Genomic DNA, 23,034 nt, shown 5'->3' on the forward strand with positions numbered 1-23,034 from the left:
CAGTCGCAAAATCGGTGGATGCAGTCTGCCTGAAGGACTGCCGGGGCCCGCTTCGCAGGCCAGCGGGAGCAAGCTCCCTCGCCACGGGGGGCTGCTCCGGCATGTGGTTCGTGTTCAGGCTGATGTCCCGCCGCAAATCGGACTGACCCACCCCTGTGGGAGCGAGCTTGAACTGGTCAAGTAATTCTGGACACCAGTTAAGGTTTCACGCCGCCAGTTTCTCCATAGCTACCGGCGACCGGTAGCCGTTGTAGCTATGGAGCCTGACGTTGTTGTAACGCATCACATAACGCTGCACATCCACCCGGGCTTCATGCTCCGAGTTATAGCCGTCTTCCGGCACCCATTCTGATTTCAGACTTCCAAAGAAACGCTCCATCGGGGCGTTGTCCCAGCATTCACCTTTGCGGCTCATGCTTTGCAGGAGTCCATGCTTGCGCATCTCATTCCTGAATTTGTGGCTGGTGTATTGGCAACCTTGATCAGAATGAAACAGCACCTCTTTTGGGCGGCCTCGCAATTGCACCGCCATTCGCAACGCTTCGCAGGTCAGCGTGGCATCGGAAATCATTGAAAATGACCACCCTACGATCCGGCGAGCAAACAAATCCAGCACCGCTGCGAAATACATCCAGCGCTTGCCAACCTTGATGTACGTCACATCGCCACACCACACCTGATTGATCGCCGTGACATCAAACTTGCGCTTGAGCACATGCGGCGCCACCAGGGCCTCCACACCAGAAGATTTGTACTTGTGCCGACGCCGCTGATGACTGACGACACCGGCTTCGCGCATCAAGCTGCGAGCCATATGCCGCCCGACGCGATGTCCCTTTGCTTGCAGCTCCTTGGAAAGGGTGCGAGATCCAGCGGACGCTCTGGACTCCTTGTGATGCTCGACCAGCACGGCTTTCAGTTTCTCCCGTTCAGGCTTCACCTTGCCTTGGCGCTGACGCCAGGCGTAAAAGCTGCTGCGGTTGACTCCAAACGCCCGACAGCAATTGTTAACGCCGTACTGCTCGTCCAGCTCGTTGATCAACGAGAATGATCTTTGGAGTCCAAAAGCAGGAGAGCACTGGCCTTTTTTAGGATTTCAATGTCCAGGTCTTTTTGCCTGAGCAAGGCTTTGAGCTGCTGGATCTCTCGCTGATCGGCGGTAATCGCCCTGGCCCCCTCCGGGGTCGAACCCAAGCGCTCTTTGCGAACCTGATCGACCCAACGGCGCAAGGCAGTAGGGCCAATATCCAGGCTGGCACAGACATCGGGAACTGATTGGCCTTCATCCAGCACCATGCTGGCAGCTTTGAGCTTGAACTCACTGGAATAAGATTTACGCATATCCAAACACCTCGATTTGGGCACCATCATAGCGCCCGATTGAAGTGTCCAAAATCATTAGGCCAGTTCATTTGCTCTGGCGTGGCGGCTCGTGTTCAGGCCGATGTCCCGCCGCAAATCGGACTGACCCACCCCTGTGGGAGCGAGCCCGCTCGCGAAGGTGTCAGCCCAGACGCCTCAAAATCCCGTGGCGAGGGAGCTTGCTCCCTCGCCACGGGGACCTGCTCTGGCGTGGCGGCTCGTGTTCACAGCCGGCGTTACCGCCTTCGCCAGCAGGCTCGCTCCCATAGACTCAGTCGTCGTTGAACGGCGCCGCCACGTCTCTTTCGCCTGGCACACCGGGGTTCTGCAGGATGGAGCAATTGGAAGCGTGATTCTGTCCATCGAACCGGGCCTCGACAAAGGCGAACACGTCGTCCAGCGAACCATGCAACACCCCGTCATGCCCCAGGCCTTCATACGTCCGCCACGTCACCGTATTGCCAGCGGCACACAACGCCGCCGCGACCGCGCATTGCCGCTCTGGCCTAATGGTATGGTCCGCCTGGCCCGTGGCAATGAACAACGGGAAGGCTATCGACGCCTGGGGCATATCGGTCGTTGGAATGCGCGCAGCGTTCAACGCCTCTGGGGTGATCGTGAACAGCTCGGCAAACGAACCAATCTGCAACGCCTTGGACTTTTGCCCAATATCACGGGTACAGCCTTGCCGGGCGACGCTCAGCAGTTCGAGCCCCTTGGCCGTCAGGATGCCTTCGATCGGTGGCCCGTCCTCACGCAACGCGCCTGACGCCAGTGCCAGGAACACCGTATTGGACTGGCGCGGCGGCAGCTTGATGGGGCCTTCGGGAAATGTGCTGTTCGGTGCCGTGAGCACCGCGCCCAGAATGGGCAGTTCCGGTGCATAGGTGCCAGCAAGGATCGCCGCGCCCAGTGCCGCCCCACCGCCCTGGGATTGTCCGGCCAGGGCCACGCGATTGGCGATCAGGCCTGGCTTGAAGGCTTGGGCAGCGCGAATCGAGTCCAGGACCGAGCGTCCCTCGGCCTGCCAGAACGTATAGGGATGAGGTCCTGGCCCTCCCAGGCCTTGATAATCGCTGGCCACCACGGCGAAGCCGCGCGCGAGCCAGCGATTGATATGCGCCGCGTCACGTTCACGCAAACCCGCCCAGGAAGGCGCACAGGCATCGGCGATGCCCAGCGTGCCGTGAGCCCAGGCCAGCAGCGGCCAGCCTCCGGCCGGAGGGTTTCCAACCGGCAGATACAACGCCCCGCTGACCGGAACGAGGCCGGACCGCCAGCGCTGATCGATGGAGCTGTAGAGCAGACGCAAGGCCCGCGCGGCGGCAGGCAGTTGAGCCTGAACCGCCATGGCCTCGCTGCGCAGCAGCACGCCAGGCTGCGCAGGCATCGCGTCCGGCCAGCGATAAAACGGCGACAGCTGCATGTCTCCTGCAGCGGGACCGACAGGAAGCGTGCCGGCCGCCATGGCGCTGGCTGCCACGACGATGACCGCCCCCACGCAAATTCCTCTGAAGGCTTGGCGAATACTCATGGAAAGTTTCCCCGACCGGAAAATGCCTTGCGCAAGGCGTTGCCCTGCGCAGCGATGACGTTGCGCGCGATAGCAGCCACCTCATTGAAGCGAATGAACCCGTGAGGCATGTTCGCGAGTACTTGCAGATGTGTTGCCACACCCGCGCTTTGCAATCGACTCGCCAGCTCACGGTTTTCGTCCACCAGCGGATCCAGTTCACCGACCACCAATCGCACCGGCGGCAGGCCCGCCAAATCGGCAATGATCGGCTGCACCCGCCAGTCATCCTCGTCATTGGCCAGGTAACTGGCCCAGTAAGCGCCCATGGTCTCGACCGACAGATTCTGGCCGCCGTAGCCGCCCAGTCGCTGCCAGGAATCGGAGGTCAGGTCCCGCGAGTAGCTGCCGTAGAACAGCAATAACTGCCGCAACGCATCGATTCCCGCGTCGCGTAGTGCAATGGCGACGCCCAAGGCGAGATTGGCGCCTGCCGAATCGCCGCCCAGGGCATAGCCGCGTACCGGGCAGTCGGTGATAGCGCCGAGCTTGATGACCCGGCTGACGATCGCCGCCACCTCGTTGAACGCCACCGGAAAGCGATGTTCCGGCGCCAGCGCATAGTCGATGGAGAGCACCGCCAGGCCACTGTCGCGCACCAACTGGCGCAAAGGTGCGTCCCAGCCGGCGAGCGAACCGTGGCGGAATCCGCCGCCATGGCAGTAGAACATCAAGCAAGGCGTCTCATCGCCCTCCGGCCAATAGAGTTTGCAGGGCACCGTTCGCCCATCAACGGCAAAGCCCAGGGTGCGCTCGTAGGACAGCGGCACACTGCGTTGCGCCGCCCAGGCATTGATCCGTTCCAGATGCGCTCGGACGCTGTGCACGTCCCCATGAACGACGGGCAGCAATCCCTGCTCCCGGAGCGCGCCGACCACGGCCGCCAGGTCGGGATGCACCGGCGGATTTTCGTCGCGACTCATGGCCGGTTATCCACGCGGCTCTCGCAGCCGACAGTTCGACGTCCGTCCGCGATGACGCAATGGCTGGGCGGGCTGCGTCCTTCCAGGACGGCCACCGCGCATTGCGCGGCGATCAGATTGGTGCGATTGAGCCCTTCCACCGTGGACGCGCCGACATGGGGCGTTACGATCACGTTCGGTAGCTGAATCAGTTGTTCGGTCACCGGCAAGAGCGAGGGGTCCGACTCGCTTTCAAAGACGTCGAGCCCTGCCCCTGCGATTCGCTTTTCGCGCAGGGCCCGCAGCAGATCGGCATCGCGCACCAACCCGCCCCGCGCGGTGTTGATAAGCACCGCGGAACGCTTCATCAGGTTCAGTGCGCGCTCATCGATCAGTCCTTGGGTTTGCGCATTGAGCGGCGCGTGAAGGGTAATGAAGTCGCTTTGCCTGAGCAGCGTATCCAGATCAACAAAATCACCGTCGGCCCCGGCGCCGCCTGGATGAGGCGTATAGATCAGCGGCCTGACTTCAAACCCGGACAAGCGCTGCAGGACGCCCCGGCCAATCCGGCCCAATCCGACGATGCCAACCGTCTTGCGGTACAGATCACCGCCCAGGGGGATCGACCAGTCATTGGCCGCCAAGCCCATTTGGCAGCGCTTGAGTTGACGGCAAACGGCGAGCATCAGCGCAACGGCGTGGTCGGCGACGCTGGCATCGTTGCCGCCAGTAGCAATGGTCGCCACCTTCCCTGCCGCTGCCACCGCTGCCGTATCGACCCGCTCATAACCGACGCCGCGACGGGCGATGACTTGCAGGCGCGGCAGTGCACCCAGCAGGCTGGACGTGACATTCGCGTGCCCGACGATCCAACCGTCGGCGTCTGCCAGCAGGTCGATCATCTGCCGTTCACTCAGGTCACCATCGGCTTGGCCGGGAGCCAGCTCTGCGACAACCACCTCACAACCATGGCTGTGTAGAAAGTCGCTGGCCATGGCGTCGAAAAACCGCTGTGTAACCACTATTTTATGGCGATGTTCAAACATCACGGACCTCTTGATAGAAACGTCCAGCGTTCAAAATGCGTAATCCAGATACACCCTGGCCTCCGAGCCGCTGACTACGTTGTCGGGTTGTGCGGATATCAAGGCGACAAAATCCTGGTCAATGCGGTAATCGATATAAATCAAGCCGACTGAGAGCCCGGCGTATTCCTTTTCATCAAAGCGATAATAAAGACGGTATTCATTCTGCCGCTCGGTCACATCGGTGCGGCGGCCGCTGAATGGGTCGGTGGCGTCAAACTGACCTTGCTTATAAATAGTCATGACTTTGAAACCGTCCAGCGAAGCCCCCAATAAAGAATGTCCGCTCAAGTCATATTCGGCGCCGATTTGCCAGGTTCGCTCGCCATCGTTATTGAAATCGTTGCCGGAGCGTGTCCAGGCATCCATCCTGCCGTCGACATTGTCCGCATGATCAAAGTAGGCATAACCGAGTTGCCCATTGCTCAACTCGGCTTTGGTCTCGGAAAACGAAACACCCAGGCGAAGTTTATCGAGCAACAAACCAACGTTGATATTCAACCAGCTCGCCTCATCGTCATAAGCGGCCTGGCCGGCCTGCCAATCACGCTCCCAGATACGTCCGGCCTTTTCGAACTCATAATATTGAGTGTCCAGTACGATCCCGGCTTTATCGCTGAGAGGCGCTTTCAACGTGAGTCCGTATCGAGTGTTTTCATTGAAGTCCCGCGATACGCCATGGTCGTAGCCAAGTTCGATGGCCTTCAGGTCGTATTTGACGCCGTAGGTGTACAGGTCTTTTATTTCCTCGCCCGACTGACTCAACAAATGCTCGAACTCTTCTCTGTCCCGAGGCGACGTACGGTTGATATAGGCCGTTTCGAACCCCAGCGTGCCGGGAAGCGGACCAATGCCCATCTCGGTGAAATTCAAATGAGCCCGACCTCCCTGGTAGGACCCAGGGACAATCCGCGTGTCGAGCGTGACCAACGTTCCCGCATCGAACCGACCCCGCCCCATCTGGGAATCGACGTTCCAGCCATCGCCCTCATAACGCAGCTTGAAATAACTCTGCCCCACTTTCGCAAAACCGCCATTCGTCCCATCGGTATCGTCGAACAAGTCCCGGCCGTTATCTTTGGAGTCGATCATTGCCACGCCATACAGCGAGGCGTCAAACCCTACGACGCCGGCCCAATAACTTGAGTTGTAATCCAGAATGGCGCCGATTCCGGTACCGCCCAGTTTGTTGCCGTCCGGAAAACCGCCAAAACGGTCTTCGATCAAATCGTTGGATATTCGAGTATTGATATAAACCGAGCGCAGATAAGCATTCAACTTTCCTTCATGCTGGAACCGGTCCGGATAACTGATCGTTGCTGAAAGAGCCAATTCAGACACAAACATTGTCGACAGCAAAGTCATAGCGACGGCGTTAATCGATTTCATCGACCACCTCATCTATTATTTTTATTTTGACGTGAGCAGACGCAACTCGGCGTCCTTCAAACTTCGGCGCTACGCGTTAATGAATCAGATAATCGCCCGGGTAATGACCGCGGTTACAATCAAGACAAGGCTGCTGCCGATCGCCCAGAGCAGGCAATAGCGTTGCATGTCGCCCATGTCACGCTTGATGATTCCGCTGATCAGATAAACCGCCGCCACCAAAGGGCTTAATGCGTGAACCGGTTGGCCCAGCACCGAGGCCCGCGCTATGTGCATCGGGTCAATACCGTATTCGACGCCCGCCGCGCCCAGTACCGGCAAGATGCCAAAGAAAAACGCGTCATTGGATAACAGGAAGTTGAGTGGCAAGGCGACGAGCGCGGTAATGATGCTGAAATATTGGCCATGGTCGTCGGGAATCAATTGCACAATCTTTTCGGACATCCCATCAACCATGCCGGTACCTGACAAGATCCCGGTAAACGCACCTGATGCAAATATCAGGGCGATGACCATCAGGACACTTTCGGAGTGCGCCGCGACTCTGGCCTTCTGTTCCGCCAGCCGTGGATAGTTGATCAGCAGCGCCAGGGAAAGCCCCACCATCATCAACATCGGCAAAGGCGCCAGCCCTGTCGCCATCGCATACATGAGCCCAGCGGTGAGCAGGAGGTTGACCCAGAAGAGCTTCGGCCGATGCGTCTCGGAATGCGTGGTGGGCAAGACGACATCTTCCGGCGCGGCGTCCTTGGCAGCGGCCGTCCAGCCCAAGCGACGGCGCTCTCTGCGACCGATCCAGAACGCCACGACAAACGCATAGGCAAGGCCCGCGAACATGGCCGGCACCAACCCCAGGAACAACTCGGCCACATCCAGGTGGAGCGCACTGGCGGCGCGGGCCACCGGCCCTCCCCAGGGAATCAGGTTGACCACGGTATTGGTCAACAACAGCATCAACGCCAGAATCAGCGGGTTCATGCCGAGGCGAAGGTAAAGCGGCAGGAACGCAGTGGTTACAATCAAGACCGTCGTTGCGCCATCGCCATCGAAAGAAATGACCGTGGCCAGCAGCGCAGTGCCCAGAACCACGCGCAGAGGATCGTTGCCCACGTAACGCAGGATCTTTCGTACAGCGGGTTCAAAGAGCCCCCCGTCAAACATGATTGCGAAATAGAGGATTGCAAACATCAACATCAGAGCGGTGGGCGCTACTTGCTTGACGCCGTTCATCACCATCGCGCCCAGTTCCGGTCCTGCCCCACTGGCCAGGCCAAACGCGACCGGGACAAGAATGAGTGCCGTCACAGCGGAAAGTCGCTTGCTTATGATTAACGCCATAAACGTGACGACCATTGCGAAACCTAACCAAGCCATGCGTTTCACCTTTTCGTTTTTATTGTTATCGATCGAAAATCAATGTGAACAACTCTTGCGCAGCCGAAATCTACATAGGGGCTGAAACGCTGTAAATCTTGATTTTTTCCGTCAACATCCCTGCTGGATAAGACTCGTCGGACGCAGCCTGCGTAGAAAAAACAAAGTTGAAACCCTGCGCCGATACACATTGACTACAGGTCGGTAAATCCAATAAACATGTATACCTCTCTATCAATCCGGTTGGACCCGTCATGCCAGAACAAGAAGGCCTTTACCTCTCGGCAGAAGAGGCGGCAGCCATACTCCGGGTCAGCCTGCCGACGCTGTACGCCTATGTCAGCCGCAAAAATATCCGCTCCATCAAGATTGCCGGCTCGCCCAAGCGGCGTTACTGGGCAGAGGACATCCAACGACTGGTGAAAGTACCGGCGCAAGACAAGCCCGTTGCCAAGCGTACGACGCCGGCGGACAGCGCGATTACGCTGATAACGGACGATGGCCTGTTTTATCGCGGCCACAATGTCGTCGAGCTGGCTGATCGTTCAACCGTCGAAGAAGTCGCCGAGTTGATCTGGCAGGTGCCTTCGGCGTTCGGCACATCGCTGCCTCGGACACCGAAGGACACTGCCAGGCTGTTGAAGATCTATGAACACACGTCCGCCCAGGAAAAAGCCATCGCGCTGTTCCCTCTGGTGCAGCGCGAAAATCCCAAGGCCTTCGACCTTTCCCCTGACAGTTACGCCCGTACCGGCGCCGATGTCGTGCGCTGGTTTGCCGCGTTGGTCGTGGGGGCGACCGAACCGAGCAACCAGCCCTTGCATGAATTCATCACCCAGGCCTGCGGCGCCCCGCCAGCGCATGCCGATCTGATCCGGCGCCTGCTGATTCTCAGCATCGATCATGAATTGGACCACACCACTCACAGCGTCCGCGTTGCCGCCACCACCGGCGCAACCCCCTACTATGCGGTCATCGCCGCGCTCGCCGCCGCGCGAGGCCACAAGATCGCCTATGGACGAAATGAAGCCGCCAGCAGGATGATCGAGGAAATCTGTACGGCCGCAGACCCTACCCGACCGATCCTGCAGCGCTACAGCCAGGACGGACACATCGTCGGGTTCGGCCCCAATGTGCATTCGATCAACGACCCGCGAGCCAGCAATCTCATGGCCGCGTTGACCGCAGTATTTGATGGCGACACTGAATTCATCAGGTTGCAGAAAGCCTTTTCAGTGGCCTCGGAACTCGTTGCATACCCGCCTGAATTCATTCTCCTGGTGAGTTTCATCGGCAGGAAAATGGGACTGCGCGGACAGGAAATTTCATTGGCCGGCGTCGGTCGCTCGATCGGATGGATCGCCCATGCCAGCGAGCAATACAACCAGCACCACGAGGGCAGGCCTCGCGCTCGTTATACCGGGACGTTGCCAACGGCGACCGACATTGGGCGCCGTTGAAGTCCGCTCCGGGCGCGCCTGCGGGCGAAAGATATTCCCTGCCTGTGAGGCCTCTTCGCGAGCAAGCTCGCTCCCACCTTAGATCTGCGCCACCCAGAACATTCAGGCACGACACATGACCTGCGGGAGCGAGCTTGCTCGCGATGGCGGCGTTTCAGGCGATGAGGATGTTGGATGGACTGGCCTCTTCGCGAGCAAGCTCGCTCCCATAATAGGTCTGCGCCATCCAGAACATCCATGCACGACACATCACCCTGTGGGAGCGAGCCTGCTCGCGAAGCTTCTCAAAGGCGCAGTGCAGCCGGTTTCTGGTCCGCAATGGGGGCGACAGCCATCGCCGCGAACAACGAATTGAACTGCGTCTGCCGCTCAAGCCCGGCGACGAACCCAAGCACCAGGTCCTGTGCCGACGCGTCGATATGCGGCATCGCCATGCGCCGGAATTTCCGCTCGAAATCCCCATCGGTCATCGGCGTTTCGACTGACCCGGGGCCGGTGATCATTTCGCTCACCACCTGCTCGCCGCAGACCAGCGTCACACTGACACGATTGGCAAGGTGCCTTGGAAACAGCGCCGTCAACGCCGGATCCTCCGTGACGCTGACCTTGTCCATCAAGGCAATCGCCGCAGGGTCGGCGATTTTTTCCGCGGAATACGAAGCGATGGTGATATCCCCGTCGAGCAATGCCCGAGCGACGTTATAGGGCAGGCTGTGGTCCGCCGTTTCGCGGGTTTTCGGCAACCATTTCTCCGCGGTGTCCGCGAGGACACGACGGTTGAATTCGGACGTTTCGATGGTAATGGCAACGATGTCATTCACGTTGTCGATGCGCTTGCGGATATCCAGCGCGGCCCAGACGGCGGTGTGCAGCTCGCCGTTGGTGGGGAATGTCTTGGTCAGCGAGCGTCGTATCGCATAGTCGCCATTGTCGGGCGTAGCAAAACGATCAGTGTCCAGCTCGAACGGCCCTGAAACCAGCTTGAAGAACCCCATCTCGCCTTCGAAGACCGGCGACGGCCCGGTCATGCCATGGCGCGCCAGCTGGGCCGCAAAAACCGCGTTGCGCGCGGCATTGGCGGCCGAACAACCCTTCCAGTCGGACAAGGTTCCACTGCGCACCTGGCGCATTGCCAAGTGCCCGGTCAAGGCGATGTTGATGGCTTGCTCGGTCTGCGCGACGTCCAGCTTCATCAGGTTGGAAGCCGCCGCTGCCATCGCGACGTTGATGTAATTGACGTGGTCCCAGCCACGCCTGTTCAAGCTTGCCGCATCCTGCAAGCGCATCTGGATCTCATAGGCCAGGACGATGGCCGAAATCAGTTCGGCGCCGGTGGCGCTCTCGGCTTGCGCCACGGCGAGGCAGGCCGGGATGTTGTCACTCGGATGGCCCGGCTCCAAGCCCATGTATCCATCGTTGTAATCGAGGAAACGAACCATCAGGCCGTTGGCGAAGGCAGCAATTTCCGCTGTCGTTTGCAGGTTCGAGCCGAATATGCCGGCGGTAGTCGCGGGGTTGGCAGCCGCATAACCCAGCGCAGCCTTTACCGGGGCCGCCCCGTAGGCGCCCAGCACGCAGGCCAGGCTGTCGATGAAGCGCTGGCGCACCAGGTGGATTATTTCGTCGGGCAGGCGCTGTTTCCTGAATGCGTGGGCATAGCGTGCCAGCCGCATCGCAACGGTGGAATCCGTCATGTTTACCTCGGGTAAATGGGTGGTCAGTCCTCGTCCATGAGGCGAACAGAGCAAGGCGCGAACGGGCCTCAGTCGATGGTCACATCAAGCAGCCGGACGTATTGCTGGCCGGCATGCATGTCGCGCTCGACCATTCCGCCCTGGGGCGTTGGGCGGGGAAAGGAAATCTTGACCATTTCCAGGTCCGCCACCGGGATGTGCTTGACCCGCTCGGGATCAGTGCCGTACAGCTTCGCGAATTGCGCCGGGGAAAGTGCCGCGCAATCGGAATAACGCTCGAAATTCTCCCGCCCGTTGAAAAAGATATCGAAGGTGATCCAGAACGGCCCCGCTTGCTTGGACCGGACATGCCGACATACATCACGCAACTTGGTCATTGTGCAAGCTCCTTCCTGGCCACCGAGATGTCCGATAAATCAATCCACTCCAGACGAACCAACTCCATGGGATCCTCAAGTTCCACCACGTGATTCAACTTGAACTCGAAAATCTGCCCACGCGGTATGTCAGCCGGGGTAAAGGCGAATCCATACGACGGCAGTTCCTTGCCCATGACACTCGGGTAATGGAAGAAATATGGATTACACGCGTGGGCAATGGTATTGGCCATTTCCTGGGTTGCGGCAGTTGCCACAAACAACATGCCTAGTTCCGGCGGCGGTAATGTTCCCGGAGGCGGCGTTACACCGGTGACGCCGTTCCACCCATACATGCGCAGGGAAATATGAAACTCGCCCAGTTCCTCGGCGGGGATGGATTGGCGGGTTCTTGTATAAAGCGCTTCAAGTAACCGATCATGGAAACCGTCGATATCCTTGAGTACATCGGGGTCTTGAATGCCCACCAGCATGATCGTTTGATATAAACCGGCCGCGGCGCCTTCCAACTTCATGGTGTAGGGCATTTCCTCCCAGCGCGAACCTTCGACCCGGACAGCACGGCCATTGAGATCGGTGTAACGTGCCTCGGCTACATTCAAGATGCCGCCGGGCTCGACCAACCGGAACGGGTCGCTGTTTTCGTAGAGCATGTGGGCCGAAACGCTATGGGGCGTGCACCGGTTGTCCTGGCTCAACGGCTCGACTTCGAAGCCGTTCGCATCGATACTCAGCAGGATTCCCGAGCCTAGCGTGGGATTGACGGCACACTGCACGCCGCATTCGCCGGTCTTGCCAGCGTGCCACGAAGGCCCCCAAGGCGCGCCTTTCCAGATTGGATAACAGGCAATGACCGCGGTATCGGTGGAGCGGCCGGCCAATATGATATCGGCACCGGCCTCCAGCGCAGCGAGAAAGGGCTCCACCCCCAGCGCGGCGACAATATGTTCGCAAGCGTCCACCGTTGCGTCGTCCAACGCAGTATGTGGCGACAAGGGTTTTATACGCCCCTCGGCGTTCAAGTTCTTTATCGTGTCCTTGCCCTGCTCGCAATAAATGAGCGCAATCTTTGGCGCCACGCCCAACTCTTCGGCTATTTCCAAGGCGATATCACGCGTCCAGTTCAAATTAAGATCGCCTCCGGCCTGACCGGCGGTACCGACAATGATCGGCACCCCGGATTGCGCCTGGGCTTTCATCAATATCATCAAGTCACGCTTGACCGCGCCTCGGTTGTTCTTCGATTTACCCAGTGCAAGATAAGCCGCGCCACTGTCGGTTGAACCGGCATCGGTAGCGATAACTTGTGCACCGGCGGCCAATCCATAGGCTATTTCCTCTTCCCGAACGCCCGCTCCCAAAGAACCGCAGGGAACAATGACTTTTATACAATCTTCAAATACCGTTCGCATAAATCCCTCTTCTTTTTTACTTCTTCTTTGAGGCGATGATAAGGCTTGCAACGGTGTTGACAAGTGGACAGATTTTGTCCATATAACTACGCCAACGCTAACTTCGCCGCTTTGAAAAACTCGCAGCGAGTTGAGCGATATCAAAACTGTTTTCGACGTGGATTCAGTAGGCAAAAGGACTTCATTGATGGAGCAACACATGCGCCAGACCGGACCGGATGAACCGCCGCAGAACGCTCCCCAGCGCATCAGCGCCGAGTCGATGGCGCGTTTCATGCCGGGCACGCCGCAAGTCGTGCCGACGCGTGCGCAGGTCCAGGAAATGGTGGTGCAGCTGTTCAGCCACCCTACGGTAGTCGAGCCGATCCTGGTGCCCGCGGTGGTCGAGCCTCTGCTCGTCCTGGTGCTGACCGGGGGCGCCCGGATCGAGGAACGTTCGCTGGGCGGCGAATGGGAAGCCGTCGATGTTCAGGCCGGTGATTTCTACCTCACCAGCACGAACGAGCCTTACGAGATGCGCTGGCAAACGCAAGGTTGCGACACCTTTGAAGTCATGCACCTGTATCTCGGTTTGCCGTTGATCGAGCGCGCCGCGCGCGACGTGCTCGGGGAACGGGCCGGTCCTGTCACCTTTCGCGATATCTCCGGAGCCCGGGACCTGCGGGTGGGCTTCATGCTGGATCAGTTGCGCAACGAGCTGGTCGACGAACGCCAGCCCAGCCCACTGTTTGCACAGAGCCTGGCCCAGGCACTGGCGGTGCACCTGGTGCGTACCTACCTCGCGCCCCACAGCGGAGCCTCGCGCAGCAACGCGCTGCAGGCGTACAAATTGCGTCGGGTCCTCGATACGATGAAGCAGCGCCTCGCCGATGACTTCAGCCTCGCCCACCTGGCCCAGGTCGCGGAACTGAGCGAGTATCACTTCAGCCGAATGTTCAAGCGCGCCACAGGCCTGTCGCCTTCGCAGTATTTCATACGCCTGCGCATGAACCGGGCCCGGCAACTGCTGCTCGAAACGGACCGCAGCGTCATCGACATCGGACTTGAAGTGGGTTACTCAAGCCCGAGCCATTTCTCCCAGGTCTTTCGCCGGGAGATAGGCGTGACGCCCAGCGATTATCGCCAGGCGTGAGGCCTGTTTCAGCCATTGGCCAGCGCCCTGCTCACTCGTTGATGTAGCGTTCACAGCGCGCGGACAGGAAGGCCCTGAGCACCTGGACCGCCGGCGTCAGCGAAGTTCGATGGGCACACACCAGTTGCAGCGGCGCTGGCTGGCCATACTCCGCTGGAAAGATCTCCACCAGCCGACCGCTGCGAAGATCGTCCAGCACATCGAGCTTCGACTTGTAGACAATCCCCTGGCCCGCCACCGCCCAACGCCTGGCAATATCGGCATCATCGCTGATGCGATCGCCAGCGACCTGAACCGTTTCCAGCCCATTGGCTGTCTGGAAAATCCAGCGCTCGTAGGTTTGCTCACCCATTACGTAACGCAGGCAGTTGTGCCCGCTCAACTCGCCCGGCGTCTTTGGCAGGCCGTGCCGCGCGATGTAGTCGGGTGAGGCACACACAGTCCTTCGATTGGATGGGGCCAGCATCAACGAGACGAGGCTCGAATCGGCCAACTGACCATAACGAATGCTCGCATCGAGATGTTCCCCGAACAGATCGGCAACCTGGTCGCTGACCCGCAACTGCAACAGCACCTTGGGGTGCATTTGCTGGAACTCATCCAGCCACGGCAATAACAGGTTTCGCCCGATGTCGGAGGGCACGGACAAGCGCAAGGTTCCGGCCACCTCGTCACGCCCCTCGGCCAGCGCGTGCTCGCCATCCTCCAGCACCTCCAATGCCCGCCGGGCATGGGCCAGGTAGCGCTCACCATCATCTGACAAACGCAGCCGCCGCGTAGAACGCACGAACAGCCTTACCCCAAGGCTTGCCTCGAGTCGCTGTACCGCGACGCTGGCCAGGGCCGGAGAAATATCCAGCAGGCGCGCTGCCGCGGAAAAGCTCCCGGCGCTGATGGTTGTCACGAACACCTGCAGATCATCGATTCGAATTATTTTCTTCACGCTGCGCGATTCTTTACCTGGACAGGAACTTTTCAGCGTAATGGGAAAATTGATCATTGCCCAGGGCCGCCAGGCTCCGGCACCAGGCAGCGCGTGACTTTTCCGCTCCGTCAGATCCTGTAATAAATCGCTTCGTATGAAATGCCGGGAACCGTTGTAGGATTTCTACCCCAATTTTTGCCAGGCGCGTATGAACACCCTTCAGGAACCTCCCAGTACCTTTTCCAGAATCTCCCCCGCTCCAGCGCCGCGTATATCGCGGTTGCAGCCCTCTTCCCTCGTCTTGACTGCCCGAGGGAGCGAATAACCCATGGAATGGATCGTCGACCCCACGGCATGGCTCGGCCTGCTGACGCTGATCGTGCTGGAGCTGGTGCTCGGTATCGATAACCTCGTGTTCATCGCCATCCTGGCGGACAAGCTTCCCCCCGCGCAGCGCGACCGTGCCCGAGTCATCGGTCTGTCCCTGGCGTTGTTGATGCGCCTGGGCCTGCTGGCGAGCATTTCCTGGATGGTGACCCTGACCAACCCGCTGTTCGAAGTGTTCGGCAAGACATTCTCGGGCCGCGACCTGATCATGCTGTTCGGTGGTGTGTTCCTGTTGTTCAAGGCAACCATGGAGTTGCATGAGCGACTCGAGGGCCATGTGGCGCAACGTTCCGGTAACGCTGCCTATGCGCTGTTCTGGCCGATCGTTGCGCAGATCGTGGTGCTGGATGCGGTCTTCTCCCTGGATGCGGTGATCACCGCCGTGGGCATGGTGGAACATCTGTCGGTGATGATGATCGCGGTGATCTTCTCCATCGGCCTGATGATGATCGCGAGCAAGCCACTGACAAAGTTCGTCAACGGCCACCCTACCGTCATCATGCTGTGCCTGGGCTTCTTGATGATGATCGGCTTCAGTCTCACGGCCGAGGGCCTGGGCTTCCATATCCCGAAGGGCTATTTGTACGCGGCGATTGGCTTCTCGATCCTGATCGAGCTGTTCAACCAGTTGGCGCGCTCGCGTCGCAAGAAAAGCCTGCAAGGTCTTCGGCCGATGCGCGAGCGTACCGCCCATGCGGTGCTGCGTCTGCTGGGCGGTCAAAAACTGGGGGCCGATGAGGTCGGTGAAGAAATCGCCGACCTGCTGGAAGGCGAAGAACCCGAACAGGTTTTCCATCGGCGCGAACGGGTCATGATCAGCGGCGTGCTGCAATTGGCGGAGCGCCCGATACGCAGCGTGATGACCCCGCGTGCGCAAATCGACCACCTTGACCTGGCAAACACGCCGGAAGACCTCCGTACGACGCTGATGCACTCGTCGTATTCGCGGTTGCCGTTGATTCGGGATGGACGCGTGGACGAGCCGTTGGGATTCGTCCACAAGAAGGAGCTGCTCAAGGAAATACTGGCGGGCAGTCAACCGAATCTGGAAGCCATGGCGCGCAAAGCCATCAACCTGCTCGACAGCTTCACGATCCTCAACGCGCTGGAGCAAATGCGCAAGGAATCGACCCACATCGCCTTTGTGGTGAACGAATTCGGTGACTTCGTCGGCCTGCTGACGATGACCGACATTCTCGAATCCATTGCGGGCGAATTGCCCGACGCCAGTGAAATCGACGGGCCGAATATTGTTGCGCAAGAAGACGGTTTCCTCGTCAGCGGGGCCCTGAACCTCAGCCAGGTTCGCGAACACATCAACTTCCAGGCGTACGCGACGCAGGACTACCAGACACTTGCCGGACTGGTGATGAGCCTGCTGGATCGCTTGCCGGTGATTGGCGATACCCTTAGCTGGCAGGGCTGGAGCATGACCGTCGTGGAGGTCGAAGAACGCCGGGTGACCAGGGTCTTGCTGCGTGTCGAGGAACAGGCGTGAGCTGATCACTGCCGAATGGTGCTGGCGCGCGAGCATATGAAACGTATATCCTCGATATACGAACCATATGGAGCCACACATGGGCATTGTCAACATCGACGACGAACTTCACGACCAGCTACGCAAGGCCACCAAGGTCTCCTGCCGTTCGATCAACGCGCAGGCGGCCTTCTGGATCAAGGTCGGCATGCTGTGCGAGACCAACCCTACCCTCAGTTTCAACGAGATCATCCAGCGCGAACTCAGCGACGCCGGCGTTACCGCGCAACCTCTGGAGGCGAGCTGGCAATGATCAAGCGACCCGAAGAACTGGCGCTGATGGCCGAGTCCGGCCGACTGCTCGCCTTGGTGTTCGAACGGCTGGATCAAACCAATTTGATGGGGCTGTCAACGCTGCAGATCGATGCAATGGTAGAGGATTTCATCGTCCGCGATCTCCATGCGCGCCCCGCCAGCAAGGGACAGTACGGGTACGGTTTTGTACTCAACTGCTCGATCAACGAAGTGGTCTGCCATGGTGTGCCCTCGCGCTCGCGAGTGCTTCAAGACGGCGACATCGTCAATCTGGACATTACCCTAGAAAAGAACGGCTATATCGCGGATTCGAGCAAGACGTACCTGATCGGCAATGTCGACCCAGCCGCCAGGAAGCTGGTCCAGGTCACTTATGAAGCCATGTGGAAGGGCATCCGCGCCGTCCGCCCGGGCGCTCGCCTGGGCGACATCGGCTCGGCCATCCAAGGCCATGCGACACGCAACGGTTATTCGGTGGTCCGTGAATATTGCGGCCACGGCATCGGCCGGCAAATGCACGAGGAACCCCAGGTGTTGCACTTCGGCAAAGCGGGAACGGGCCTGGTCCTGCGCGAGGGCATGGTCTTCACCATCGAACCGATGCTCAACCAGGGCACATCGGACGTCAGGACCGAAGCCGACGGCTGGACCGTGGTGACCCGGGACGGCGCGCTCTCCGCGCAGTTCGAGCATACCGTGGCCGTCACGGCGTCCGGTTTTTCGGTGCTGACGTTGCGGCCTGATGAATCGGACAAGATCACGGGCACGCTTTGAACGACTGTTTATTCATCCTGTGGGAGCGAGCCTGCTCGCGAATGCGGAGCCACAGCCGATAAAGATGCCGAATGTGCCGAACCCTTCGCGAGCAGGCTCGCTCCCACAGGGTCTTTTGAACCCTCCGGCAACTCGAAACATGCCTAGGTTTCGGCAACGCCAGCTTCCAGCTCCAGTTCATCACGGCGATGGTCAGCCTGCCGTCCCAGCCGCCATCCAAGGCCGGCCCACAGCAACGCACACCCTGCGCCGATCAACGCGACCAGGCCGGCGCCCTGCCCCAGCATGTCGAGCGCCGTCTTGATCCAGCCGCTGACCGCATCACCGCCGCGATAGACCACCGTGTCGATAAAGTTCTTGGCTTTGTATTTATTTTCCGCATCCAACGGCGTGAACAGCATTTCCCGGCCCGGTCTCACGAACGCGTACTCGCCGATCCGTCGCACAATCATCAAAGTCGCGAGGATCGCAAAGCCTGGCGCCAGTGCCAGTCCGACGAAGCCGATGCACATGATCAGCGGGACGATCGCCAATAACGCACCGATGCCGAGCTTCGGGGCGATGCGCCCGGTGATGAACAGCTGGGACAGTAGCGCGCCCGCCTGCACAATAAAATCGATAGTGCCGAAGACCCGTACCTGAGCCTGGCGGTCCGGAAACAGCTCGGCCACCAGACGTGCCTGCTCGAAGTAGAGAAAGGTGCTGACCGTTGCCAGCAGCACGACAAAACCGGCGATCCCCAGCAGGTACGGCGAACGGAACACCGCCGTCATGCCGCTGAACGGATTGCCAGTCAGGGGCCGCTGCGGGCTTTGCGTGGGTGCCGCGCCGGGACGCCCGGCCCCACCGGTTTCACGCCAACGCATCAAGGTTCGTTTCAATCCCAGCGTGGCCCCCAGCAACACGGCAGCCACGAACATCAACCCCGAGGCACCGAGGCTGTCGATCAGCAGTGCACTCAAGGCCGGCCCGAGCAGGCCGCCGGTGCTGGCGCCGGCCGCGATGAAGGCGAACAGGCGCTTGGCCTGCTCGCTGTCGAATACATCGGCCATCAGGCTCCAGGCCACGGAGACGACGAACAGGTTATAGACCGAAATCCATACGTAAAAAATACGCGCCAGCCAGACGTTGTCCGAATCGAACTGGAACAGCTCGACGAACATCAGCAAGTTCAAGACGAAGAAGCCATACACCCAATCGACTAGGCGCAGGCGCGGCACTCGCGCGCTGAGCCAGGCGAACAACGGCACGGCCACCAGCATGACGAGAAAGGTCGCGGTAAACAGCCATTGCAGATTCTCCACACCCGCGGCGATCCCCATCGACTCACGGATCGGACGCAACATGAAGTAGCCGGTGAACAGGCAGAGGAACAACAGGAACCCGCACATTGCCGGACGCAGTTCATCGTCACGGGCGTTGAGGGCCAGGCTCAGCCGATGCAAATAGGAAGGGGTACTCATGGAAACTCCTGGGAAACGGCAACAAGCCGGAGGTCGAGCGCGGGGACAAATGCCCGCGCCCAGGCTGCGTCAGCGATAGGTCACGCCGGTCAGTTGCTCGGAGATGGCCCAGAGCCGTTCGGCATCCGCCTGCGCGTTCGCGGCAGGCGGCGTCTTGGCGAAACCCAACGGACCGCGCCTTTCATCGTCCCCAGTCGGGCCGTAATAAGCACCGCCCACGGCTCGCACAGCGGTAGCGGCATACAACGTGGGCAACGCGCCTTGCGCCGCCGAGTGGTACGCGTCGCGATCCTTTGCCCAGCGCTGGCCGAACTCGCTTTCGAGGCCGGGCCCGCGCGCGACCAACTCGGTGACCGCTACCCCGGGGTGCGCCGCCATGCTGCGAATACCCCAGTTTTCGGCATCACTGCGCCGCTGCAAGGCAAACGCCCAGTGCAGCACCGCCAGTTTCGATTGCGCGTAGGCCGCGTACGGGTCGTATTTGCGCTCGAACTGCAGGTCATCGAAATTCATCGTGCCGCGCGTCGCCGCAATACTTGAAAGGCTCACAACTCGGGCGTCCTGGCTCTGGCGCAAGAGCGGCACCAGCAGGCCGGTCAGCGCGAAGTGTCCCAGATAATTGGTCGCCAGTTGCAGTTCGAAACCGTCGGCAGACGTACCGCGCTCTGGCGGCGCCATGATGGCGGCATTGTTGATCAACACGTCGAGGCGCGGCAGCTTGCTCTGGAGACGCTGGGCCAGCGCGCTTACCGATGAGAGATTGGCCAGGTCCACGGCCTCGAATTGCACCTTGGCATCGGGCACGGACTCGCGGATACGGGCGATGGCCTCAGCGCCGCGCTCCGGGTTGCGGGCGGCGATAATGACGTCGGCACCGGCACGCGCCAATGCCAGCGCATCTTCATAACCCATGCCGCTGGTGCCGCCGGTGATCAGGACAATCCGGCCTTTCTGCGACGGTATGTCGCTGGTGGACCAGTCGGGTTTGGGTGCAACGCGAGCCGATGCTTCGACGCTGATGGCGCTGAACAGCGCTACGCCCGCAGCGAGCGTCCGGGCCAGCGTGATGATCCGGCCCAGGTTGGGCGAAAGTCCGATTGCGGGGATTGTTGTTCTATTCCACATGACTGGCTTCTCTGGTGGGGGTGATGAAGGGGTATGGCCAGTGTTCACTGGATGGAGCACGCATCGGCCAGCTGCAGGAAGCTGACGTGCCGGAGTTCACCCTGGGTATCGACATAGGTCATCTTGGCTCGCACCACCTCGCACACCGACGGGCTCGGCGCCTCGATGCGAATGGCCTGGGCCACGTCCAGCGGCATGCCGTATTCGTAAGCCGGGGGATTGGTTTGCTCTTTCGCATAGAGCGGCGCACCGCCTAATGCGATGACGGCCAACAGACTGGCGATCGACAGGTTCTGAATGTTCATAGTGGTCTCCACAAATGCCCTTACCGGGATAGTGGTTGCACTTTATGAGGGGGACACTGACCTCAAGGTGACTGGCAACTGACAGGAACATGTCAAACGCCGGCGCCGGGAAAAACGCGGTGGCTCAGCCAACGGGATATTGATGTGCTGGCCTCTTCGCGAGCAGGCTCGCTCCCACAAGAAATCGGCGTTTACCTGGGATTCTTCGGCTGCTGGAGATTCAATGTGGGAGCGAGCCTGCTCGCGAAAGCGCCGTCTTGGCCGACGGCGATGTTTAAGCTCGCGAGCCAGCGGCTAGCGCGCCGCCTGGCTCGTCAGGGAAAAGCCGAAGGTGTTGAGTCCGTCCTGGCTGTGGGCGAACACCCGCCCACCGTGCATCGACGCCACCGCCCGCACGATGGAGAGCCCCAGGCCATGGTGCGCGTCACTTCGGGCCCTGGCGACGTCGGCTCGATAGAAGCGCTCGAACAAATGCTCCAGGTGCACGCTTTCGATCGGTTCGCCGGCGTTGGAAACGCTCACCCTGGCCTGCATGCCATGGTCTTCCAGGCTCACCGTGATGGTGCTCGCCGGCACCGCGTAGCGCGCCGCGTTTTGCAGCAGATTGGCCAGGGAACGGTGGAACAGACGCCGATCGATGCACACGCGCATGTCGCCCTGGATCACCACGCTCAACTGTTTGTCGTGCAGGACCGGCTCCAGGTATTCCACGGTCTTCGACGCTTCCTCGTAAAGCGAGACATCGCTCAGCTCGGTTGCCCGCTGGCCGCTTTCGGCGCCCGCCAGGAACAGCATGTCGTTGACGATGGTGCCCATCCGTTCCAGTTCTTCGAGATTGGACTGCAACAGGTCCTGAAGCTCATTCACGTCCCGCCCGTGGGCCAACGCGACCTGGGTTTGCCCGATCAGGTTGGTCAGCGGCGTTCGCAGCTCATGGGCGACATTGGCGTTGAACCCTTCGAGCTGGCACCAGGCGGCTTCCTGGCGCGCCAGGGCGCCGTTGAACGACACCGCCAGTTCCTGCAATTCGCCAGGCAGCGCCTGCGTGTCGAGTCGCTGCTTCGAATCCCCCGGCGGCAGACTGTTGGCCTGCCGGCTCAAGCGCCGGACCGGGCCCAGGCCAAAACGCGCGATCCAATAACCGAGCAGCGCCACCAGCACGACCCCCAGCGCAGAAGTCAGAATCAATATCCGGGTGAAATCATCCAGGGTCTTCATGAACGGCGTCGAATCCAATCCCACGATAAAACGCAATTCCGGACGGCTGCCCATGGCCGCAATGGTCTCGACCATCAGCACCATGGGGCGGTCTCGGTCGGGCAGATCGAGGGTGGCGAAACCATCCGGGCGCTTCGACCAGTCCAGGCCGTCCGGCATCGGCCCGCCATAACTGTAGGCCGGGTCGTCGACCACCACCCAATAACGCACGCGCTCATCCGCGGGCGTCAGGCCATCGAGCTTTTGTCGCAAGCCGACCCAGAACGCCGGCGAATCGTATTTGGCGAGCACCGGATCGAGCACCGAGTGGCGCAGGATCAGCTCGTTCTGCATCTGCTCGTCGAGCGACTGCTTCAACGAACAGCGCAACAGCGTCGCACTGACCGCGGTGATCAGCGTGACTGCAAGCGCGAACATCAAGGCCAGTCGCTTGGCTATCGATCCCTTCATCACGCTGTACCCGCTTGCCTGTCACTGAGTTCACGGCTCTCCAGCACATAACCCATGCCGCGCACGGTATGCAGCAACTTGCGCGGATACGGCGCATCCACCTTGGCCCGCACCCGCTTGATCGCGACTTCGACCACGTTGGCGTCGCTATCGAAATTCATATCCCAGACCTGCTCGGCAATCATCAACTTGGAGAGAATCTCACCCTGGTGTCGCGCCAGCAGGCTCAACAGGCAGAACTCCTTGGCGGTCAGGTCCAAGCGCAGCCCGGCCCGGGTTACCTTGCGCGCCTGCAGATCGACCTCCAGGTCATCGATGCGCAAATGCGTCGGGTCGGCGGTGTCATCGGCACGCCGTCGGATCAATGCCTGGACCCGCGCAACAAGCTCGGCGAAGGAAAACGGTTTGCCCAGGTAGTCGTCGGCACCCTCGCGCAGCCCCCGGACGCGATCATCCACCGTGCCCCTGGCCGACAACATGATCACCGGCGTCTTCTTCTGCAGGCGCAAGCCCTGCAACACGCCGTAGCCGTCCTTGCCCGGCAGCATCACATCCAGGATCACCACGTCGTAATCCATTTCCAACGCGTAATGCAGGCCATCGATACCATTGGTCGCGACATCGACAATGTAGCCAAGCTCGCTCAAGCCACGATGGACATAGGAAGACGTTTTTTCTTCGTCCTCGACGATGAGCAACCGCATCGGATATTTCCTCCAGCAAAGGGGTGCGCTGCACAGGCGCTCATGCATGTTTCAAGCGGCCCGGGCAGACGGGTACAGCGTCCAGCAGAGTATCGGGCCGAAGGTGTCCGCAGGCTGACCGCTTCCTGACA

The 23,034-nt window shown here is 60.2% G+C and carries 21 protein-coding genes; 5 read left to right on the plus strand and 16 right to left on the minus strand.

Annotation, left to right across the window (positions count from 1 at the left end):
* Positions 1 to 205: 205 nt before the first annotated feature.
* The 7 genes from J3P89_RS14310 to J3P89_RS14340 all read right to left on the minus strand — a co-directional run bounded on the left by J3P89_RS14310 (position 206) and on the right by J3P89_RS14340 (position 7,685).
* Positions 206 to 1,042: an IS3 family transposase gene (locus tag J3P89_RS14310; protein ID WP_434694567.1), complete on the minus strand. Its 837-nt coding sequence runs from the start codon at positions 1,040 to 1,042 to the stop codon at positions 206 to 208.
* Positions 1,039 to 1,341, minus strand: coding sequence for a transposase (locus tag J3P89_RS14315; RefSeq protein WP_223551295.1), 303 nt, complete (start codon positions 1,339 to 1,341; stop codon positions 1,039 to 1,041). The genes J3P89_RS14310 and J3P89_RS14315 overlap by 4 nt, the downstream gene beginning before the upstream one ends.
* Before the next feature lie 292 nt (positions 1,342 to 1,633).
* Complete coding sequence (locus J3P89_RS14320) at positions 1,634 to 2,896, minus strand: alpha/beta fold hydrolase (RefSeq protein WP_434694568.1); 1,263 nt, start codon at positions 2,894 to 2,896, stop codon at positions 1,634 to 1,636.
* Positions 2,893 to 3,858 carry an alpha/beta hydrolase gene (locus tag J3P89_RS14325; protein ID WP_434694569.1) on the minus strand — a complete coding sequence of 322 codons (966 nt, stop codon included), beginning with the start codon at positions 3,856 to 3,858 and terminating at the stop codon, positions 2,893 to 2,895. The genes J3P89_RS14320 and J3P89_RS14325 overlap by 4 nt, the downstream gene beginning before the upstream one ends.
* A complete protein-coding gene (locus J3P89_RS14330) occupies positions 3,855 to 4,883 on the minus strand; it encodes a phosphoglycerate dehydrogenase (RefSeq protein ID WP_434694570.1) in 1,029 nt (342 codons plus the stop codon). Before J3P89_RS14330 ends, J3P89_RS14325 begins: the two co-directional genes overlap by 4 nt.
* 30 nt (positions 4,884 to 4,913) lie before the next feature.
* Positions 4,914 to 6,311, minus strand: a complete 1,398-nt coding sequence (locus J3P89_RS14335; protein WP_434694571.1) for an OprD family outer membrane porin — start codon at positions 6,309 to 6,311, stop codon at positions 4,914 to 4,916.
* A gap of 84 nt (positions 6,312 to 6,395) precedes the next feature.
* Positions 6,396 to 7,685 (minus strand): CitMHS family transporter, encoded by a 1,290-nt coding sequence (locus tag J3P89_RS14340; RefSeq protein WP_434694572.1) that lies wholly within the window; start codon positions 7,683 to 7,685, stop codon positions 6,396 to 6,398.
* 254 nt (positions 7,686 to 7,939) lie between these two features.
* Here J3P89_RS14340 and J3P89_RS14345 point away from each other — a divergent pair, with 254 nt between their 5' ends.
* The gene (locus J3P89_RS14345; RefSeq protein ID WP_434694573.1) at positions 7,940 to 9,145 is read left to right on the plus strand and encodes a citrate synthase; all 1,206 of its coding nucleotides are present in this window, start codon (positions 7,940 to 7,942) and stop codon (positions 9,143 to 9,145) included.
* A 284-nt stretch (positions 9,146 to 9,429) separates the two neighbouring features.
* Here J3P89_RS14345 and J3P89_RS14350 read toward each other — a convergent pair whose 3' ends face one another.
* From J3P89_RS14350 to J3P89_RS14360, 3 genes are all read right to left on the minus strand, one after another.
* Positions 9,430 to 10,839, minus strand: coding sequence for an MmgE/PrpD family protein (locus tag J3P89_RS14350; protein ID WP_434694574.1), 1,410 nt, complete (start codon positions 10,837 to 10,839; stop codon positions 9,430 to 9,432).
* Between the two features lie 68 nt (positions 10,840 to 10,907).
* Positions 10,908 to 11,216, minus strand: a complete 309-nt coding sequence (locus J3P89_RS14355; RefSeq protein ID WP_305495120.1) for a DUF4387 domain-containing protein — start codon at positions 11,214 to 11,216, stop codon at positions 10,908 to 10,910.
* On the minus strand, positions 11,213 to 12,904 hold the full coding sequence (locus J3P89_RS14360) for an acyclic terpene utilization AtuA family protein (RefSeq protein WP_434694575.1): 1,692 nt from the start codon (positions 12,902 to 12,904) through the stop codon (positions 11,213 to 11,215). The genes J3P89_RS14355 and J3P89_RS14360 overlap by 4 nt, the downstream gene beginning before the upstream one ends.
* On the opposite strand from J3P89_RS14360, the gene J3P89_RS14365 reads away from it, so the two are divergent.
* On the plus strand, positions 12,828 to 13,760 hold the full coding sequence (locus tag J3P89_RS14365) for a helix-turn-helix domain-containing protein (RefSeq protein ID WP_434694576.1): 933 nt from the start codon (positions 12,828 to 12,830) through the stop codon (positions 13,758 to 13,760). The two genes, J3P89_RS14360 and J3P89_RS14365, sit on opposite strands and share 77 nt — an antisense overlap.
* A 31-nt stretch (positions 13,761 to 13,791) precedes the next feature.
* Here J3P89_RS14365 and J3P89_RS14370 read toward each other — a convergent pair whose 3' ends face one another.
* The gene (locus J3P89_RS14370) at positions 13,792 to 14,694 is read right to left on the minus strand and encodes a LysR substrate-binding domain-containing protein (protein ID WP_434697991.1); all 903 of its coding nucleotides are present in this window, start codon (positions 14,692 to 14,694) and stop codon (positions 13,792 to 13,794) included.
* A 319-nt stretch (positions 14,695 to 15,013) separates the two neighbouring features.
* Here J3P89_RS14370 and J3P89_RS14375 point away from each other — a divergent pair, with 319 nt between their 5' ends.
* The 3 genes from J3P89_RS14375 (at position 15,014) to map (ending at position 17,638) form a co-directional block, all read left to right on the plus strand.
* The gene (locus J3P89_RS14375) at positions 15,014 to 16,570 is read left to right on the plus strand and encodes a TerC family protein (protein ID WP_434694577.1); all 1,557 of its coding nucleotides are present in this window, start codon (positions 15,014 to 15,016) and stop codon (positions 16,568 to 16,570) included.
* A 79-nt stretch (positions 16,571 to 16,649) separates the two neighbouring features.
* A complete protein-coding gene (locus J3P89_RS14380) occupies positions 16,650 to 16,862 on the plus strand; it encodes a ParD-like family protein (protein WP_305495124.1) in 213 nt (70 codons plus the stop codon).
* Positions 16,859 to 17,638: a type I methionyl aminopeptidase gene (gene map / locus J3P89_RS14385; RefSeq protein WP_434568767.1), complete on the plus strand. Its 780-nt coding sequence runs from the start codon at positions 16,859 to 16,861 to the stop codon at positions 17,636 to 17,638. Before J3P89_RS14380 ends, map begins: the two co-directional genes overlap by 4 nt.
* Before the next feature lie 143 nt (positions 17,639 to 17,781).
* Here map and J3P89_RS14390 read toward each other — a convergent pair whose 3' ends face one another.
* From J3P89_RS14390 to J3P89_RS14410, 5 genes are all read right to left on the minus strand, one after another.
* On the minus strand, positions 17,782 to 19,101 hold the full coding sequence (locus J3P89_RS14390) for an NTP/NDP exchange transporter (RefSeq protein ID WP_434694578.1): 1,320 nt from the start codon (positions 19,099 to 19,101) through the stop codon (positions 17,782 to 17,784).
* Between the two features lie 69 nt (positions 19,102 to 19,170).
* Positions 19,171 to 20,226, minus strand: coding sequence for an SDR family oxidoreductase (locus J3P89_RS14395; RefSeq protein ID WP_434568769.1), 1,056 nt, complete (start codon positions 20,224 to 20,226; stop codon positions 19,171 to 19,173).
* Positions 20,227 to 20,270: 44 nt separating this feature from the next.
* On the minus strand, positions 20,271 to 20,531 hold the full coding sequence (locus J3P89_RS14400; RefSeq protein WP_434568770.1) for a DUF2790 domain-containing protein: 261 nt from the start codon (positions 20,529 to 20,531) through the stop codon (positions 20,271 to 20,273).
* Positions 20,532 to 20,825: 294 nt separating this feature from the next.
* Positions 20,826 to 22,199, minus strand: a complete 1,374-nt coding sequence (locus J3P89_RS14405) for a heavy metal sensor histidine kinase (RefSeq protein ID WP_434624213.1) — start codon at positions 22,197 to 22,199, stop codon at positions 20,826 to 20,828.
* On the minus strand, positions 22,199 to 22,903 hold the full coding sequence (locus tag J3P89_RS14410) for a heavy metal response regulator transcription factor (RefSeq protein ID WP_434694579.1): 705 nt from the start codon (positions 22,901 to 22,903) through the stop codon (positions 22,199 to 22,201). The genes J3P89_RS14405 and J3P89_RS14410 overlap by 1 nt, the downstream gene beginning before the upstream one ends.
* Positions 22,904 to 23,034: the final 131 nt, after the last annotated feature.

It is taken from the genome of Pseudomonas sp. Z1-14 (assembly GCF_051132005.1).
GTDB lineage: Bacteria > Pseudomonadota > Gammaproteobacteria > Pseudomonadales > Pseudomonadaceae > Aquipseudomonas.